Raw genomic sequence first — 16,273 nt, 5'->3', positions numbered from 1 at the left:
TGTCCATTCCATTTCCGCTAATCCATAAATAATCTATCCTAAACATAAATAAGCTGTGGTCTTTCCTCCCACTGGACCACACACCACTTTAAGAAAATCGGTGCTTGCGATGACATCGATTTTCGAAGCGACAGTTCCCCTCAAGAGCTGTCGCTTTTTTTGTGTTTAATTCACTCAATCTTTCATCACAAGATCACATCTTCACCCTTTTAAATATAAACAACAAAAAATTTAGTCATTTATTATATTTCTTTAAATATCTTCAATTGTTTATCTACAAAATATTTATAAATTTCCTTTACTTTTAGAAAAACTAAAGTTATGATTAATTTAGTTATTCATGGAGGGATACCCAAGTCTGGTTTAAGGGGGTTAATATTTATTTATTAATTAGGAGCACGTCAGTGCTTGCGTTGGTTCGAATCCTTCTCCCTCCGCTTAGTTTTAAACAATATTGATATCGGTTGATAAGTTAACAATTGCGGTTACTTAATCAATCGATTTTTTTGTGTATATCTAATCAATGTTAAAAAACTCTATATGAAAGTAGGTCTTTTTTTGAATTTTTCTAAGTTAAACATTCAAGAATTTGAAAATTTTGTTAATGAAAACGCATCACATTATACCCAATCATCCTCACATTTCAATTATCAAAATGAGCATCAAAATAATGTACATTTAGTCGGCGTAAAAAATGAAACAGGTGATGTATTAGCTGCTTGTTTACTGACTGAGGCACGTTGTTTAAAGTTCTTTAAATATTTCTATACACATCGCGGTCCAGTCATGAACTTTAAAGACCATGAGTTAGTCAGATTTTTTTATGAAAACTTAACGACATATCTAAAAAAGCATAACTGCTTATATGCTTTAACTGATCCTTACCTGTTAGAAAATATTCGAAGTTGTGACGGAGAAATCCTTGAATCTTATGATAACGAAACTTTTATGAATGTGATGAATTTATTAGGTTACCGTCATCAAGGGTTTACTACAGGTTATTCTCAAACAAGTCAGATCAGATGGTTGTCTGTCTTAAACCTAGAAAACAAAGATGAAAAACAATTGTTAAAAGAAATGGATTATCAAACACGCCATAATATTAAGAAAACCTATGAAATGCAGGTGAAAGTCCGTGATTTATCAATTGATGAAACAGATCGATTTTTTAAATTATTTAAAATGGCTGAAGAAAAACACGGCTTCAAATTCAGAGATCAAAGTTATTTTGAAAGAATGCAGAAAACATACGCTGATAACAGTATGTTAAAGCTGGCTTACATCGATTTAGAAGAATTATTAGAGGCACAAAATGCGAAAGTCGCTGAGTTAAATACAGATATTGAAAATGTTCAAGCGGCATTAAAAGAAAACCCTAATTCTAAGAAAAACAAAAATAAATATGCGCAATACCAAAAGCAATTAGCAGCACAAGAACGAAAAATTACTGAAACGAAAAAATTGATAGAAACAGATGGACCTGTATTAGACTTAGCTGCAGCTTACTATATCTATAACCCTCATGAAGTTTACTACCTATCCAGCGGTTCAAACCCTAAATACAATGCCTATATGGGTGCGTACAGACTCCAATGGGAAATGATTCAATTTGCGAAAAATAAAGGTATTGATCGCTATAATTTTTACGGTATTACAGGAGATTTCAGTGAAGATGCTGAAGATTTCGGTGTTCAAAAATTCAAAGAAGGCTTTAATGCCCATGTTGAAGAATATGTCGGCGACTTTATTAAACCGATTAAACCTTTCTTTTACAAGATTTATCAATTGTTAAATAGATAAAAGTTAACTATTCTCAACTATCTAACAATTTATAATAGTTCTTTCTTTTATCTTACTATATGAAAAAGCACAGCCTGTTTGTTATGCAGGCTGTGCTCTATTTATAATTATGTTAAACGGTCCACTAAGACCATTTCATCATAGTTAATCGCTTCACGTAATTTTAAAGCTGTTTTTTCACTGATTTCTTCATCTTCGACCAATTCATTCAAAATATGTCGTTGTTCACGTAAAGCATTGAGCTTGATTCTAGCTACATTATTACGATGACCCGTTTTATTTGAGAAGATATTAGCCGCTGTCAGATTATCTGAACGCATTAAATAACTATCACAAATTGTGCCGATTTCTAATTTGTTATCAGCATTAGCTTCTTTTGTTAATCGTTTGACTACATTGTAATGAACGATACGCATAATATTCGAAATTTCTTTTAAGTTCTGTTGCACATCTAATGAGGAAGATGCGTTTGTTTGTACACGCACACGACGTCTTAAAATGGCTACTTTGATGCGCATAATAATTCTGCGAATCAATGAAGCTTGACGATACACTTGTGTACGTTCGGCATAGCGCATATAGTTATCAAAATCACTTTGTGTAATTCTGCCTTCTTTCACGAGCTCGTTTAATGTTTCTGTCTCTGTATCAATCGCAATCCCTTGTAAGCGTTCAAGTTCTCTAGAGTTTTCATCATCATCGTCAATCACTTTCATAAAAGCAATACGATCATGATAAATTTTAATGACATTACCATAATTGAATGAAGTTTCAGGCGTCGCATGTCTTCTTAAGTAGTCAATTGTCTGTTCAAGAATATAGATACGAGCTTCTCTGAAACTCATACCTTCCACTTCGACCTTCTTCATGACTGGCGTAATTAACGGTAATAAAACTTGAGCAATTACCAAACTTAATACCACCATACCTGCAGAAATAAAGAGTAAGTCATTACGATAAACAAATGATGTACGTTCTCCAAGCATATAAGGAAACGTCAAAGCAATGGCTAATGAAATCGTTCCATGTACTCCGCATAAAGTCATAATCATCGCGTATTTACTACGTTTAGGTTTCGTTTCTCCTTGTTCTTTATTCTCACCATCATTCATTGCGCGTTGGAATGGACTGACTGGTAAGTAGAAATATGGATATAAAACATACACCCATAAGAAACGAAATACATATACCGCTAAGGCAATCAAACCTGTAATTCCAAGTAAGAAGACTAGGTTCTGCGGCTCTGTTTTAATAATGTTTTTAACAGTTTCAGGTACAATATAGCCTAAAATTAAGAATACAAAGCCATTTAATACATAACTCAATAAGTTCCATGTTTGTGTATAACTCAATTTCAACTGGTTACTGATTTGATTAATCCGATCACGCTCAAAACCATGAACCAGTCCTGAAATCACTGCCGCGATAATACCTGAAGCATGGAAGACTTCTGCCGCAAGATATGACACAAATGGTGTCAATAACTGAATGAATACAAACATATTATTGCTTTCTACACCTTTACGTGCCAATACAATGCGTAAACGAACTAAGATAATACCGACAATCAGACCAATAACTAAACCGCCGATTGAAGTAATTAAGAACTGACCAATCGCATCCGTAATAGAAAATGCGCCTGTAATCAGTGCTGCGACAGCAATTTTGAATGAAATGATACCTGCCGCATCATTTAACAATGACTCCCCTTCTAAGATTGTCATAGAACCTTTTGGTAGAATTTTCCCTTTCGTAATTGCCGACACAGCTACCGCATCTGTCGGACATAAAACAGCAGCTAACGCAAAGCCGGCTGGCATGGGTAAGCTTGGCCATACCCAATGAATAAAGAACCCTACCCCTATGACTGTTGTAAATACTAAACCTAACGCCATCATCATTACTGGTTTTATGTAGCGCTTCAAACTCACACGCGATACATTAACACCTTCAATGAATAGTAAGGGTGCGATCAACGCAACCATAAAAACTTCTGTATCAAATCTAAAGTTTACCGGAATTGGTGTTAAAAAGATCAGCGCTCCTAAAATGATTTGGATAAACGCTAGTGGTACTTTAGGGAGAAATAATGAATGGATTAATGAACTTAAAATAATTGCTGCTATAAAGACCAAAAGACCTTCAATAATTTCCACAGCGTCACCTCTTTCTTTGTTGTATATACTTCATATATCTTTCTTCAATATCATTGAAGATTCCGACCATATATCAAGTGTCTATGTTTAATAATACTATAATCAATTGTGTGAAATCTATTCTAAAAACTTCATCATCTTATAGATATTGCGATGATTCATCTACCTTAGAGAAGAAGCTTTATATACCTGTTTAATTACCCCGTCACACACTCCTTCAAAAGTTTTTGAAATTAATTTTACAAAAGGGTGTGCTTTTTTTCTAGAAATTTCGATATATAGAGTGAGCAAGGAGGTGAACAGAAATGAAAACAATCAAAGAACTTGCAGTGACACTTATTCGTGTCGAAGACAAAAAAGAAGCAAAACCAGTTATCAAACGTCGTAGATTTGCCCGTTTAAACCCACAAAGCACTGAAGCACAATTAAACAGCTTCAAATCAGCTATTGAAAAATTAACAGGTGAAACATACGACAACATCGAAGTCACAACAGTAGAAACTTTATAAGAGGAGAATCAGATTATGACAAAATCACTAGAATTGATTTATATCAATGAAGCACACAAACCGGTCAAATTCCAAGTTCCAGATATTAAACAACAAGTATCTGAAGAATCCATCCGTAATGCGATGAGCACTTTGTTAGAAAGCAATGTATTAAATCCTCCATCAGGTAAAATCATTGCGATTAAAGGAGCACAAATCGTAGAAAAAGAAACACATGTTATCTTCTAATTAAATATAGCCGAGTTTGCTCAACATTTGAGTAAACTCGGCTATTTTTTGATTATTGCCTCGGTTGAATTACATCTCCGAAAAACACGCGTTTACTACCTAACTTTCTACATAAAGCATAATCATCATAAACATCCACGACTTGCGCTAAATTTTTATATGAATGCTTAGCGTTCAATACTTCTATAAATTGGTGCTGTTTAATACAAGCACTATGTCCTGCATCTATAAAAAATGTTTCCTCGTCTAACACCCGAATAATAGTCATTTTTGTCATGATGCGCCCCCCTTTTCCCACTTTTCATAAATCGCTTTATGTAAAACATCTCGTTTCAACAAATTATATATTGATATTTCAAAAAAATCTACAACTTTTACAATTTACAAATAAAAAGTGACACAATTTACCTATTACTTAACACAGAGCATAACGAGATTAAGTTGATATTCGTCGTTTTTCAGTGCATTTGTGTTATTTTTCTACTTTTTTTATATTTATTAAAAATATGCGACAAGATAATTAATTTAGGCGTTGCACCAACCATTATTTACATTGTATAATAACCAAGAAATTAAATAAGATGAGGTGAGCATAATTTTGTTTAAACACCCCTGGTTGATTGCCTTAATACTCCTTCTCCTTTTAAGCGCAACTGCCGTCGGATTATATGCCGCATTCCGACATTACACACTTCAGGCAACTCAAAACGTTAAAACGTACACCGCAACCTATAACCGACCGATTCAATTTTCTGGTATTCAATCTGCTGAAACAACACAATCCTTTTACTATGATGCTCGTATGGGAAGCATCCATGACTGGTATAGTGCTGAAGGTAAAATGATAAAAAAAGATCAGCCCTTGTTCGAATACTACAATAAAATACTTGAACAACAATTAACTGCAGTACGTAAGCATTTGAATACTTTAGATAGTCATCAGCATCGTCAAAACTTCCTAAATATGCATACCTATTTGGAACAAGAATATGATCGTATTCAGCTTGGACTCAGAACACAAGTCTTCAGTATGTCAGAAGGCATTGTCCATATTATTAGATAAGCATCCAAGTAAGAAAAATCAATTATTTGCCCAAATTCACAGTTCAAAGCGTATAATTAAAGCTTATATTTCTGAGACTGAACTCAAACAATTGAAACTTAACCAATCTGTTGAAATTAAAACAAAAACAACGGAACAGTTTAAAGGCAAAATTTTGAGTATTAGTCATTATCCTGATGTTACAAAAAGTGAAACAAATAAATCTTATTACGAAGTTCAAATTTCTACTAATGGTGTTATACCTGTAGGAACCCACTTTCAAATTACGATTCCTACGCACTTAATTGCCCTTCCAAAGGACGTACTATATGATAAAAACGCAATATTAATTAAAAGAAATGAACAAATGGTTAAAAGAATTATTAAATACCATGAAAAATCGGGTATGGTTATTATTAGTGAAGGTTTATTACCGGGAGAAAAAGTTATTGCTCAACCCAAAAACTTCACATTAAACTAGAGTTCTTATATAATTAACCCATATCAAAAGGCTAAATAGAAAAAATAGACATTATCTTAATTTATAATGTGTAATTCAAATGATGTTCAATAAATTTTCTGGGTTCATTGGGTAATTTTTTGAAAGTATCATTTGTTTGAAATAGCCATTGTTTTATAATGTTTTTTTGTTTACATTTCATTTTTATTTAGTTATAATTAAATAAATAATAGGGGCAGGAATATTTTGATGCAATAGCATCTAGTCCCAATTATGAAATTAATGTTAATATTAGTCTATTTGCCAATAATACTACGATAATGGGAATGTCAAGGGAGGAAATACAAATGGCAGTATCAAAAATTAAAAATTCATCTGATCTTTTAGCAATGGTGACATATGCTGACAAGATGAAAAGCATTATTAAAAAAGAGTTTACAATCAGCTTCGAAGAGTTTGCAGTGTTAACTTTCCTTAATCAATCAGATGACGAGGAATATTTCTTAAAAGATATTATTAATCACTTAAACTACAAACAACCACAAGTTGTTAAAGCTGTTAAAAATTTATCACAAGAAGATTACTTCGATAAAAAACGTAACGAACAAGATGAAAGAACTGTTTTAATCTTAGTAAATTCTAAACAACGTGAAAAAATCAATGAATTATTAAATCGTATTAACGAGCGTATCTTAACTGCAAACAAAGAAATCAAAATCTGATCAGCTGACGATAGATTATAAAGGATAATACAAAAAGCGTGATGCTTAGAATGACATACATTCAAAGCACCACGCTTTTTGTTTACAACGAAAATACGTATTTTATTGTCATTTTGTATTTTATTTGGACAACTCTTATTATTTCCCTCGTGTAGATAACTTGATTGAATAAAAGATAATAACCGCCAAGATTAATACCCAAATGATAATCGTACCGATTTGCGCTATATTAGGGTCTAAAATAACCGCATCAATCGTTTTTTGTGCTAACAATAAACCTACACCTGTAAATTCAAAACGCTTATAATACAGGCCTAAACCAGCCATAATTAAGCCGAAAAAGAACACAAAAATATGCGCATATTTCGTTACGACTATAACACCAAGATCAATATTCAAACCATGCAGTGCCACTAAAATAGCCGCCACAATCACAATGCCTATCCCTATCATCACTTCAGCTTTATTGCTATATAAATAATTCTTTCGCACAATCCTGAAATATACAAAAACAGTAATTGGAAAAATGATTAAACAATAAATGAGTGATAATCCTGTCGCAGCCTGAAATGGCACGAACTGTTTATCGTACAGGTAAGAGATTAATAAGAAATTGATAATGAAAAAGAGAATCGGATTCAGCTGTAAACCAAATAAGTTCCTTTGAATGGTTAAAATAATCTCTGCCGGTGCCTTTTTACGATATTCGATATAATCGACGTCATGCGCTTCAGATTTCGGTAAATCTTGACGAATTTTCTCTTTAATATCGTCAATCATGTTTGGCGCAATCCCTTTATAGTTGAAGTAATCACTGATATTTTCTAATAAAATTTTGTCATTCGGTCGCATGATGTGACTCCTTTAAATTTACTATCCTTACTAATTTATCATGGCACAATTGCTTAGTTCAATCAATATAAAGAAGACAGGAGTGTACAACACCCCTGCCTTTATTTCATGTATACTTATTTACCAATATCAATGCGATAAAGTTTTAAGTTTTTATCTTTTGGTGATTGGCTTGTAAATTGATAAGAAGTATCTTTATCTTTAATGTAACCGAAGTTTCCTGTAACTTCATTATAGTTATATCTCCAAGTGACCGTATTGCCTAACTGTTTACGTACAGTATTAAAGCTTGGGCCATCTGCTTTGTTGTATTTCATAGTAACGTGTGTTACCTTGCCGCGATCTTTTTGACCATCAGCAGTCACAATCAATAAGCCTTTGTCAGAGTTAAACTCATAATAGTGTTTTGTTTTATCAGGTTTATAAGAGTACCCTGTGAGTTTTTGTGATTTCAAAACATCTTGGATGTTTTGACCTAGCTTAACGCCTTCTAGAGAAGTATCTCCGTGGTGGATTTGTTGAACGGTTTGAATCGTATTTCCAGACGCTGCATCTGCTTGAGAGATGCCTAGTCCAGTTACCACTGTTGCAGAAACAATAGCCGCTGAAAGTAATTTTTTCATAAGCAATAACTCCTTTGCTCTCTTTTTGTAAATTTCTTGTAACTTTTTCTGCGCTTATTACACTATACCCCTAATTACCCTTGATGTAATCAGTCTCTAGATGTAATCTTTTGTAATATTGTATAATATATTGGAGTTTAATTGCTAATATTAATGATTAAAAACTTTACTGTTGCGTAGTCACGCGTTTCTGCTCATCTTCTAATACTTCATTCACATTGATAAATGCTGTTACAGTTTCTAAGAAAGCTTTCTTTTCTTCACCCATCGGATACAATCCTGAATGTTCAAACGTTTCAACTTGTGCTTGAGCGATTCCTTTTGTATAAGTATCTAACTCTTGTGGTGTTAAACGTTCATCATATTTTCCGACGATAATTAATGCCGGTGCTTTAATTTGATGTAAGTCTAAATCAATTTCAGTTTGTTCAAATGATTTTGTTACCGCTTCTTTTTCAAGTCTTGTCATTAATGTCAACGTATCAGAAAAGTGTTTCAACATTTTTCCTGCTTTTTTCGGTGAACCATACGTATGTTTATCTAAGAATTTTTGTTGTTTGTTTTCTTCTAACGTTCTGATTTGATCTGCGTACTTTCTGTATAAACGCGCTTCTGGCAATTCTGCTTGTAATGTTGCTGGGTTGATTAAAATAATACCATCACTATACTCAGCGTATTTAGACGCAAAATCTGCCGCAATCGTCGCACCCAGTTCTTGACCGATAAAGAATGCATGTTTGATATATAAGTAATCTAACAAGTCTTTAATATCTTCTACATAATCTGCAAAATCAATATTTAAAGGTTTATCTGAATAACCATGTCCACGTAAATCTACGCTGACGACTTGGTAATCATATGATAATTGCGTCGCAATATCATCGAAAATCGAATAGTTCTCAAAAGCGGAATGAATCAACACAACAGGTTGTCCGCTTCCCTTTGTTATATAATTTAACGTCGTATTATCCTTCGTCGTAAATAGTTCCATCTGCTTTTTCACTCTCCTTAGAATGTGGGGCGATTTTTGGTAATATCTCTAGCAATTCTTCCAAAGTTGAAATTTCAAAGTCCATCTCTTCAGGTTCTGGTGCCAATTCTACTTCATCATCTTCATGATTGAACCATACACTGACCATACCCATTGCACGGGCTGGTGCAACATCATTTAAGGCATCATCACCGACGTACATCACTTCTTCAGGCTTAACATCTAATTGATCCATAATATCTTCAAAGATTTTAGGATGCGGCTTTCTAAACCCTACCATTTCAGAAGTAGATAAAAAATGAATATAGGATAAGATACCTAAGTTTTCTAAACGGTATTGTTTAATTTTAGATTTACCATTCGCAATCACACCTGTCAAATAACCTCTTTGGATTAAACGCTCTAGTGTATATTGTGTATCATGGTAAGGGAACACGTAACGATAAAAATGTGTTTCAAAATCGCGGAACAAATCTTTCCATGTTAAACGATCGACATGAAATCGTTTGATAATCGCTTTATACAGTTCAGGCTTATCATGATCTTCGTCATCATCTAATTCAATAAACTGTTTTTTAAAATCACGCGCTTGAACATGAACTAAATAATCATGAAATCGTTCATATTGTTCTTCAATAAACTTCTCTCTTGATTTATTACGATCCAACAGCGTGCCTTCTAAATCGAATACGACTGCCTTAATCCCCTCTAAATTCATAAGCTTCTCTCCTATAAATGCCTATTTGGCATCTGTGATTATTTCTTTATTCATCAGATTATTCATACGAGTGTTTCTGGGTTGCGATTAAATACCCGAGTACAGGTATTCCTAATAAAGCAAGAATGATACTTGCTGGAATTTCAATCGGATTCCATAATTGTGCACCTAACGTGTCCGCAAAGACCATCACTGTACCGCCGACAACGCCGTTCAGCAACATTTGTACACCTAATGTAGTCTGCGTCGTTCTTCTAATCAGCTGTGGCACAATCATACCGATGAAACCAATAATGCCGGTATACGAGACAATAATAGCTGTCATGATAGATGATAAAGTTAACACCATAAACATCATTTGTCTGACATTCAAACTTAAAGAACGTGCTTTCAACGTTCCGACTTGCAGTAACTTTACCTTCGGCAGCAGTAAGCCTAGTAGCACGATACATAACATCATAATGGGTGCAATCACGTATACTTCATGCAATTCTGCATTAGAAAAACCGCCGAACATATACATCACAATACTTTTCATTCTGCGTTCATCAAGTAGAATCAATAGATATAAAAACGCATTGAATAATGCACCTATCATGATACCTGATAATATCAACGCGCGCATCATATAACCTTGTGAAATTGCGGCAGTCACCCCTAAAACAATAGCTAAAGTTAACATACTTGCAACAATTGAAGCGAACGGAATCCATAAACTGCTTAAACCGATAAATACAGCTAAACCGCTACCTAAAACAGAACCGCTCGCTAAGCCTAAAGTCAGGCTATCTGCAAGCGGATTATTCAAAACGGTTTGAAACATCTGGCCGGCTATCGATAAACCGATACCAGCTAACAATGCCTCGAACACTCTCGGTAAGCGCACTTCAAACAAAATACTATGATTTAAGGGGTCCGACCAGCTGCCTAAATTCCAAAACAAGCTGATTGCGATACTCGCGATTAACGCGAGACACCATCCTATAATAATAGTGGTTTGTTTCATATTATTTTTCATCGCGGTAAATCGCATCTCTTAATGCTTTAAGGCCTTGGTCGATACGAGGACCTGGTCTTGAAATCGTATCACCATCTACCGCTTCAATTCGGCCTTTCTTCACAGCTTCTAAATTCTCAAAGCCGCCACGTTTACGAATAATTTTCAAGTAATCCGAACGTGTGATACCTTCTGTCGTAATTAAAACATTTGGGTCATGTTTAATAATACTTTCCTTGCTGACTTTCTTCCAGCCTTCTAGATCTGCGAAACTATTTTTCGCATGCAGTTCTTCAATCATATAGTTGAAGAATGTATTTTTTCCGGCTGTATAAATCTCTGGTTCATGTGAGACTTCTAAAAAGACAGTCGGTGCTTTTTCATGCTTCGGCACATCTTTCAACACAGCGTCAACACGATGTTTTGTATCATAAACTAATGTGTCAGCTTGTGATTCACGACCTGTGATTTTACCGATTTGTTTGAACGTACCATAAATTTCGTCAAAGTTATGTGCTTCAGGTATGTAGACGACTTTAATGCCTTTTTTCTCTAAATCGCCTAATACTTTATCACCCATACCTTTTTGTGATTCATGCGCCAAAATCAAATCTGGCTTTGCTTTTAATAACTGCTCTTTATTGAGTTTCATCGCATCAAACTTCTGTTTATGTTTAACACTCTTCGGATAGTCATCCACTGTAGACACTCCTATAACTTCTTTACCTAAACCGAGTTGATAGAGTATTTCAGTGTTACTTGGCATCAACGAGATAATACGATGATATTTTTGCGTTTGTTTTGTCTTTTCTTCTGATTGGTTTTTGTTGTCTGCTTTCTCTTTATTACTCGGTGCTGAACACCCAGCCGCAACTAAGATAATTAAGATTAAAAACACCCATAATTTCTGTTTCATCAATTTCTCCTCATACTTGTATTGTAAATCTCATTTTAGCATATTTACGCGGGCTGAGAAGATGAATCTTACAAAAATTTTACAAGTTTAAAAATAAAAAAAGAAGCACCCGTCAAGAATGCTTCTTTATATAATCTTACATCGTATGCGGAGCAGTTACACCTACTAATGCCAAGGCATTGCGTAATGTAATTTGTACTGCCGCAATCATAGAAACGTAAGCTTGTGTTTTAGCTTCATCGTCTGTTAAGACTTTATCAGCGTTGTAGAATTTATGGAAAGCTGCTGCTAATTCTTGAATATAGTTGGTTACACGATGTGGTGCGCGTTGTTCTGCAGCACTTTCAATCATCGGTTCAAATTCTGCAACTTTCTTCAATAAATCAATCGCTTTATCATTTTTAATAACACTGAAATCTGCATTTTCAGATGGCACTACGCCACGTTCACCCGCTTGTTTTAAGATAGATGAAATACGCGCATGTGCATATTGTGCATAATAAACAGGGTTTTCAGCTGAGTTTTCTTTCGCAAGTTCCATATCAAAATCAAAGTGCGTATCTGGACTACGCATTGTTAAGAAGTAACGTGCCGCGTCAATACCGACTTCATCCATGATTTCACGTAATGTAATCGCGTTACCCGTACGTTTACTCATTTTAACTTCTTCGCCATCTTGCATTAAACGCACCATCTGCATGATTTGAATTTCAAGACGTTCTGCATCAATACCGTATGTTTCAACAGATGCTTTCAGACGGTTAATATAACCATGATGGTCTGCGCCGAATAAGTTGATCAAGATATCTTGGCCGCCGTCACGGTGGAATTTGTCATAGTGATATGCCACATCTGGTAAGAAGTAAGTGTATGTGCCGTCTTTTTTGATTAATACGCGGTCTTTATCATCATTAAAGTCCGTTGTACGTAACCAAGTCGCACCATCCGCTTCATACGTATGACCATTTTCTTTCATTAACTCTAAGACACGTTTGATTTCGCCTGAATCATATAACGTTGTTTCACTGAACCAATCATCAAAGTGTGTATTGAAATCAGCTAAGTCTTTTTTAAGTTTTTCCATTTCATAATCGACACCTAATTGTCTGAACACTTTTAAGCGCTCATCATCAGGGAGTTCTTGTAGATCAGGGCGTTTTTCCGCTAAATCTTTACCGATATTCACGATATCTTTACCATGGTAGCCATCTTCAGGTAATTCTGCTTCTTTACCTAAAGCTTGATAGTAACGTGCTTCGATAGAACGTGCTAAGTTCGTAATTTGGTTACCGGCATCGTTGATGTAATATTCACGTGTAACATCATAACCAGCCGCATCTAAGATATTACATAACGTATCACCGACTGCCGCATTACGCGCATGTCCGATATGCAAATCACCTGTTGGGTTCGCAGAAACATACTCCACTAAGATTTTTTGGTTCTTTTTCTTTTCAGAGCGACCAAAATCTGTATCTTTTTCTAAAGCTTCAGGGATAATCGCCGTTAAGTATTGGTTATTTAAATAGAAGTTGATAAAACCAGGTCCTGCAATTTCGATGTTCTCAACATTCGCTTTAGATTTATCTAAATTGTCCACGATAGCTTGCGCAATTTCACGTGGATTACGTTTTGCGATTTTTGTTAGCACCATCGCAATGTTTGTAGAGTAATCCCCATTTTTAGGGTCTTTCGGAATTTCCACTTTGACTTCAGGAACTTCTTCTGCAAGTCCAGCGGCTTTAACACTTGCTGTTATTTCTTCAATTAATGTTTGTTTGACTTGATCAATAATATTCACTTACTTCAGCTCCTTATAGGTAATTTGGTAAAGGTATGTGCCCATCTTCTCTTTGTTTTGGAAGAGTTCATAACGAATTTTAAGTTTTGATTGGTCTGGTTGTACGTAATGATGAATGCTTAAAGTACGAATAGTTAAAGGAATTTTGCCTGTCGGTATCTCGTATAAAGATACGGTGTCTTTTCCTTCAACAAAATGCAGGTTCTGTTTAATATTCCCGCTGCGCATTAATCTAACTTCATCTTCTTGAATTTTCAATGTAATATGCACCGTCAAGTCTTCAACTTGTTCATCATAGCGGATAAATTCAGCATTCCGCTTCTCTTGCCAAGTGCCATCTGTTTCAAATTCAAATTCATCAAACTCATCATCGCGTTCAATCGTCTGTAATGTTTGGATACGAATGTTTTGATTCAAAGACGCGCTCACCCTATTCTGAATTATTCATTAATATACCAAATTATAACATAAAGATACAGCACACACAGTGACTAAATTCACACTGTATGTGCTGTACATCATAAAATCAATTAAATTTTTCTGCTTATTAAGATTCATCCTTCAAATAATCTAATACAACCGTACCGACAGCTTCAGCCGCTGTCATCATTGAAGATTCACTGATATTAAATTTAGGATGATGATGCGGATAAACTTCACCTTCTTCAGGTGCTGCTCCTGCATAAATGAATACACTTGGTACTTCTTTCGCATAGTATGCAAAGTCTTCTGAAGGTGGCCATGGATCACAACGTTCTACTTTTTGAATCGCAGAACGCTCTGCGTTATTTAAGGTCTCAGCTACGTACTCTGTAAAGTCTGGGTCATTGTATACTGCTGGATAATCATCTAGATACTCATAGTCGCAAGTCACACCAAATGTTGTTTCTAAACCATCGACGACACGTTGTAACTCTTGTGCGATTTTATCTTTCGTTTCATCATGCAGGCCACGCACGTCACCTTCGATTTCCACTTTATCTTTAATAATATTAAACTGACCTTTCGCATCGAAAGAACCGATTGAAACGACACCTGTTTCAAATGGGCTGATACGTCTTGAGACTACACTTTGTACCGTTGTCACAAAGTTCGCCCCCGCTACAATCGCATCATTTGCGTCATGTGGAGAAGAACCGTGTCCACCTTTACCGTGAATGACTAATTTAAAGTAACCACGTGCAGTTTGCACGTTGCCTTCACGATAATAAATCGTACCACGTTCACCATTACTCATCACGTGTACACCTAAGACATGGTCTACGCCCTCTAGCACACCATCTTTAATCATACCGATGGCACCACCTGGCGGCATTTCTTCAGCTGGTTGATGAATCACGACCACTTTTCCAGAAAATTGATCTTTCATTTCAATCAACGTTTCAGCCAAAATCAACATATACGCCGTATGTGCATCATGCCCGCACGCATGCATCACGCCTGGATTCTCTGACGCAAATGGCAGTCCTGTTGCCTCTTCAATCGGTAAAGCATCAAAGTCAGCACGAATCGCAATCGTTTTCCCTGGTTTACCGCTATCTATAGTGACTTTCACCCCATTGTCACCGACGTTTGTTTCTACTAAACAATCCTTATCTTTATAGAAATCCGCAATATACTTTGGCGTTTCTACTTCTTTAAATGATAACTCCGGATGTGCATGTAAATACCGTCTGATTTCGACCATACGTTCTTCTTTCTCTTGTAAACGTTTGATTAATTCTGAACTCATATGCCCTCTCCCCTTTTATTATTTAACTATTGTGATTATTCAAAATATAATACTTACACTCTAACATACTTATCCTTTTTAAGTATAAAAATAACTTAGTATTAAGAAAGAAAAACAGAAACCACATGACGTGATTTCTGCCTTTAATGATTGCTTTTATTTATCGTGTAGTGCTTCTTTTAATTCATCACTTGAGTTATTCCACATGTCTTTATCATGATTTTTTAAGAAATCACGGATAATCTCAATATTTTCATCACCGATATGATCAATGACAATTTTATGTTTCATAGATTTATCCATCATGTTGACATGTTCAGGCATACTCTTATAACCTCTGCGGATTTTCTTGTTCACTAATAAATAACAAGCTGTCAATCCAGCATAGTAAGCACCTTGTTCACCACGTTCAGTTGTCACCCAGCATAACCAATAAGCTTTTGCTTCAGGGCCTTCAACAGTTTCTTTATCTGTAATCCATTTAACACCCTTTTCAACATCTGCACGTGCATGCATCGCACCAATATCAATAAATGCTTCTTTCTCTTGTAAATCTATAAATACAGGTGCAACGTTATCCAAACTGATTGCCCCGATATTCGTTCCTTTATGGCCATCTAACGGGTCATTTTTAATAATATTGAATTGAAAACCCTTATTCTCTGCCACAAGCCACACCTCCATTTTTAATTACCTTTATCTATTTTACCGTATCATCTGATACTT

General features: G+C 35.1%; 18 protein-coding genes and 1 pseudogene. 7 read left to right on the top strand and 12 right to left on the bottom strand.

The genetic code is table 11. The annotated features are described in order from the left end of the window. Window positions 1-342: 342 nt before the first annotated feature. Both KRR19_RS06830 and lif read left to right on the top strand, forming a co-directional pair. Window positions 343-437: pseudogene (locus tag KRR19_RS06830) on the top strand. 121 nt (window positions 438-558) lie between these two features. Next, on the top strand, window positions 559-1,800 hold the full coding sequence (gene lif / locus KRR19_RS06825) for a lysostaphin resistance FemAB family serine transferase Lif (protein WP_216733553.1): 1,242 nt from the start codon (window positions 559-561) through the stop codon (window positions 1,798-1,800). 107 nt (window positions 1,801-1,907) lie between these two features. Here lif and KRR19_RS06820 read toward each other — a convergent pair whose 3' ends face one another. After that, window positions 1,908-3,956 carry a cation:proton antiporter gene (locus KRR19_RS06820; RefSeq protein ID WP_216733552.1) on the bottom strand — a complete coding sequence of 683 codons (2,049 nt, stop codon included), beginning with the start codon at window positions 3,954-3,956 and terminating at the stop codon, window positions 1,908-1,910. A 305-nt stretch (window positions 3,957-4,261) separates the two neighbouring features. Here KRR19_RS06820 and KRR19_RS06815 point away from each other — a divergent pair, with 305 nt between their 5' ends. Both KRR19_RS06815 and KRR19_RS06810 read left to right on the top strand, forming a co-directional pair. Next, window positions 4,262-4,465 carry a DUF1659 domain-containing protein gene (locus tag KRR19_RS06815; RefSeq protein WP_070626135.1) on the top strand — a complete coding sequence of 68 codons (204 nt, stop codon included), beginning with the start codon at window positions 4,262-4,264 and terminating at the stop codon, window positions 4,463-4,465. A gap of 15 nt (window positions 4,466-4,480) precedes the next feature. Then, complete coding sequence (locus tag KRR19_RS06810) at window positions 4,481-4,693, top strand: DUF2922 domain-containing protein (RefSeq protein WP_002481403.1); 213 nt, start codon at window positions 4,481-4,483, stop codon at window positions 4,691-4,693. A 52-nt stretch (window positions 4,694-4,745) separates the two neighbouring features. On the opposite strand, the gene KRR19_RS06805 is transcribed toward KRR19_RS06810, so the two are convergent. Beyond that, window positions 4,746-4,970, bottom strand: coding sequence for a hypothetical protein (locus KRR19_RS06805; RefSeq protein WP_002481402.1), 225 nt, complete (start codon window positions 4,968-4,970; stop codon window positions 4,746-4,748). A 321-nt stretch (window positions 4,971-5,291) separates the two neighbouring features. Here KRR19_RS06805 and KRR19_RS06800 point away from each other — a divergent pair, with 321 nt between their 5' ends. The 3 genes from KRR19_RS06800 to sarA all read left to right on the top strand — a co-directional run bounded on the left by KRR19_RS06800 (window position 5,292) and on the right by sarA (window position 6,917). Beyond that, window positions 5,292-5,756 (top strand): hypothetical protein, encoded by a 465-nt coding sequence (locus KRR19_RS06800; protein WP_216733551.1) that lies wholly within the window; start codon window positions 5,292-5,294, stop codon window positions 5,754-5,756. After that, complete coding sequence (locus KRR19_RS06795; protein ID WP_216733550.1) at window positions 5,737-6,216, top strand: efflux RND transporter periplasmic adaptor subunit; 480 nt, start codon at window positions 5,737-5,739, stop codon at window positions 6,214-6,216. The genes KRR19_RS06800 and KRR19_RS06795 overlap by 20 nt, the downstream gene beginning before the upstream one ends. A gap of 326 nt (window positions 6,217-6,542) precedes the next feature. Further along, on the top strand, window positions 6,543-6,917 hold the full coding sequence (gene sarA / locus KRR19_RS06790; RefSeq protein ID WP_216733549.1) for a global transcriptional regulator SarA: 375 nt from the start codon (window positions 6,543-6,545) through the stop codon (window positions 6,915-6,917). A 138-nt stretch (window positions 6,918-7,055) separates the two neighbouring features. On the opposite strand, the gene KRR19_RS06785 is transcribed toward sarA, so the two are convergent. From KRR19_RS06785 to KRR19_RS06740, 10 genes are all read right to left on the bottom strand, one after another. Continuing rightward, on the bottom strand, window positions 7,056-7,769 hold the full coding sequence (locus KRR19_RS06785) for a hypothetical protein (RefSeq protein WP_002481399.1): 714 nt from the start codon (window positions 7,767-7,769) through the stop codon (window positions 7,056-7,058). Window positions 7,770-7,885: 116 nt separating this feature from the next. Next, window positions 7,886-8,392, bottom strand: coding sequence for an SA0570 family protein (locus KRR19_RS06780; RefSeq protein WP_156666610.1), 507 nt, complete (start codon window positions 8,390-8,392; stop codon window positions 7,886-7,888). Window positions 8,393-8,558: 166 nt separating this feature from the next. Then, window positions 8,559-9,383 carry an alpha/beta fold hydrolase gene (locus KRR19_RS06775; protein ID WP_023015460.1) on the bottom strand — a complete coding sequence of 275 codons (825 nt, stop codon included), beginning with the start codon at window positions 9,381-9,383 and terminating at the stop codon, window positions 8,559-8,561. Continuing rightward, window positions 9,358-10,101: an HAD family hydrolase gene (locus tag KRR19_RS06770; RefSeq protein WP_060803725.1), complete on the bottom strand. Its 744-nt coding sequence runs from the start codon at window positions 10,099-10,101 to the stop codon at window positions 9,358-9,360. The genes KRR19_RS06775 and KRR19_RS06770 overlap by 26 nt, the downstream gene beginning before the upstream one ends. Before the next feature lie 58 nt (window positions 10,102-10,159). Further along, a complete protein-coding gene (locus KRR19_RS06765) occupies window positions 10,160-11,107 on the bottom strand; it encodes a FecCD family ABC transporter permease (protein ID WP_057510226.1) in 948 nt (315 codons plus the stop codon). Window position 11,108: 1 nt separating this feature from the next. Continuing rightward, the gene (locus KRR19_RS06760) at window positions 11,109-12,014 is read right to left on the bottom strand and encodes an ABC transporter substrate-binding protein (protein ID WP_060803726.1); all 906 of its coding nucleotides are present in this window, start codon (window positions 12,012-12,014) and stop codon (window positions 11,109-11,111) included. Window positions 12,015-12,150: 136 nt separating this feature from the next. After that, entirely contained in the window at window positions 12,151-13,815 is a 1,665-nt protein-coding gene (gene argS, locus KRR19_RS06755) for an arginine--tRNA ligase (RefSeq protein ID WP_057510148.1), read from the bottom strand. Further along, on the bottom strand, window positions 13,816-14,232 hold the full coding sequence (locus KRR19_RS06750) for a YwiB family protein (protein WP_023015464.1): 417 nt from the start codon (window positions 14,230-14,232) through the stop codon (window positions 13,816-13,818). A gap of 130 nt (window positions 14,233-14,362) precedes the next feature. Beyond that, window positions 14,363-15,547: a M20 family metallopeptidase gene (locus KRR19_RS06745; protein ID WP_023015465.1), complete on the bottom strand. Its 1,185-nt coding sequence runs from the start codon at window positions 15,545-15,547 to the stop codon at window positions 14,363-14,365. Between the two features lie 156 nt (window positions 15,548-15,703). Next, entirely contained in the window at window positions 15,704-16,231 is a 528-nt protein-coding gene (locus tag KRR19_RS06740; RefSeq protein WP_156666612.1) for a YwhD family protein, read from the bottom strand. Between the last annotated feature and the right edge of the window lie 42 nt (window positions 16,232-16,273).

The sequence above is a fragment of the Staphylococcus sp. CWZ226 genome, assembly GCF_018986355.1.
Classification (GTDB): domain Bacteria; phylum Bacillota; class Bacilli; order Staphylococcales; family Staphylococcaceae; genus Staphylococcus; species Staphylococcus simulans.
This window is presented reverse-complemented; position numbering and strand designations above follow the sequence as displayed.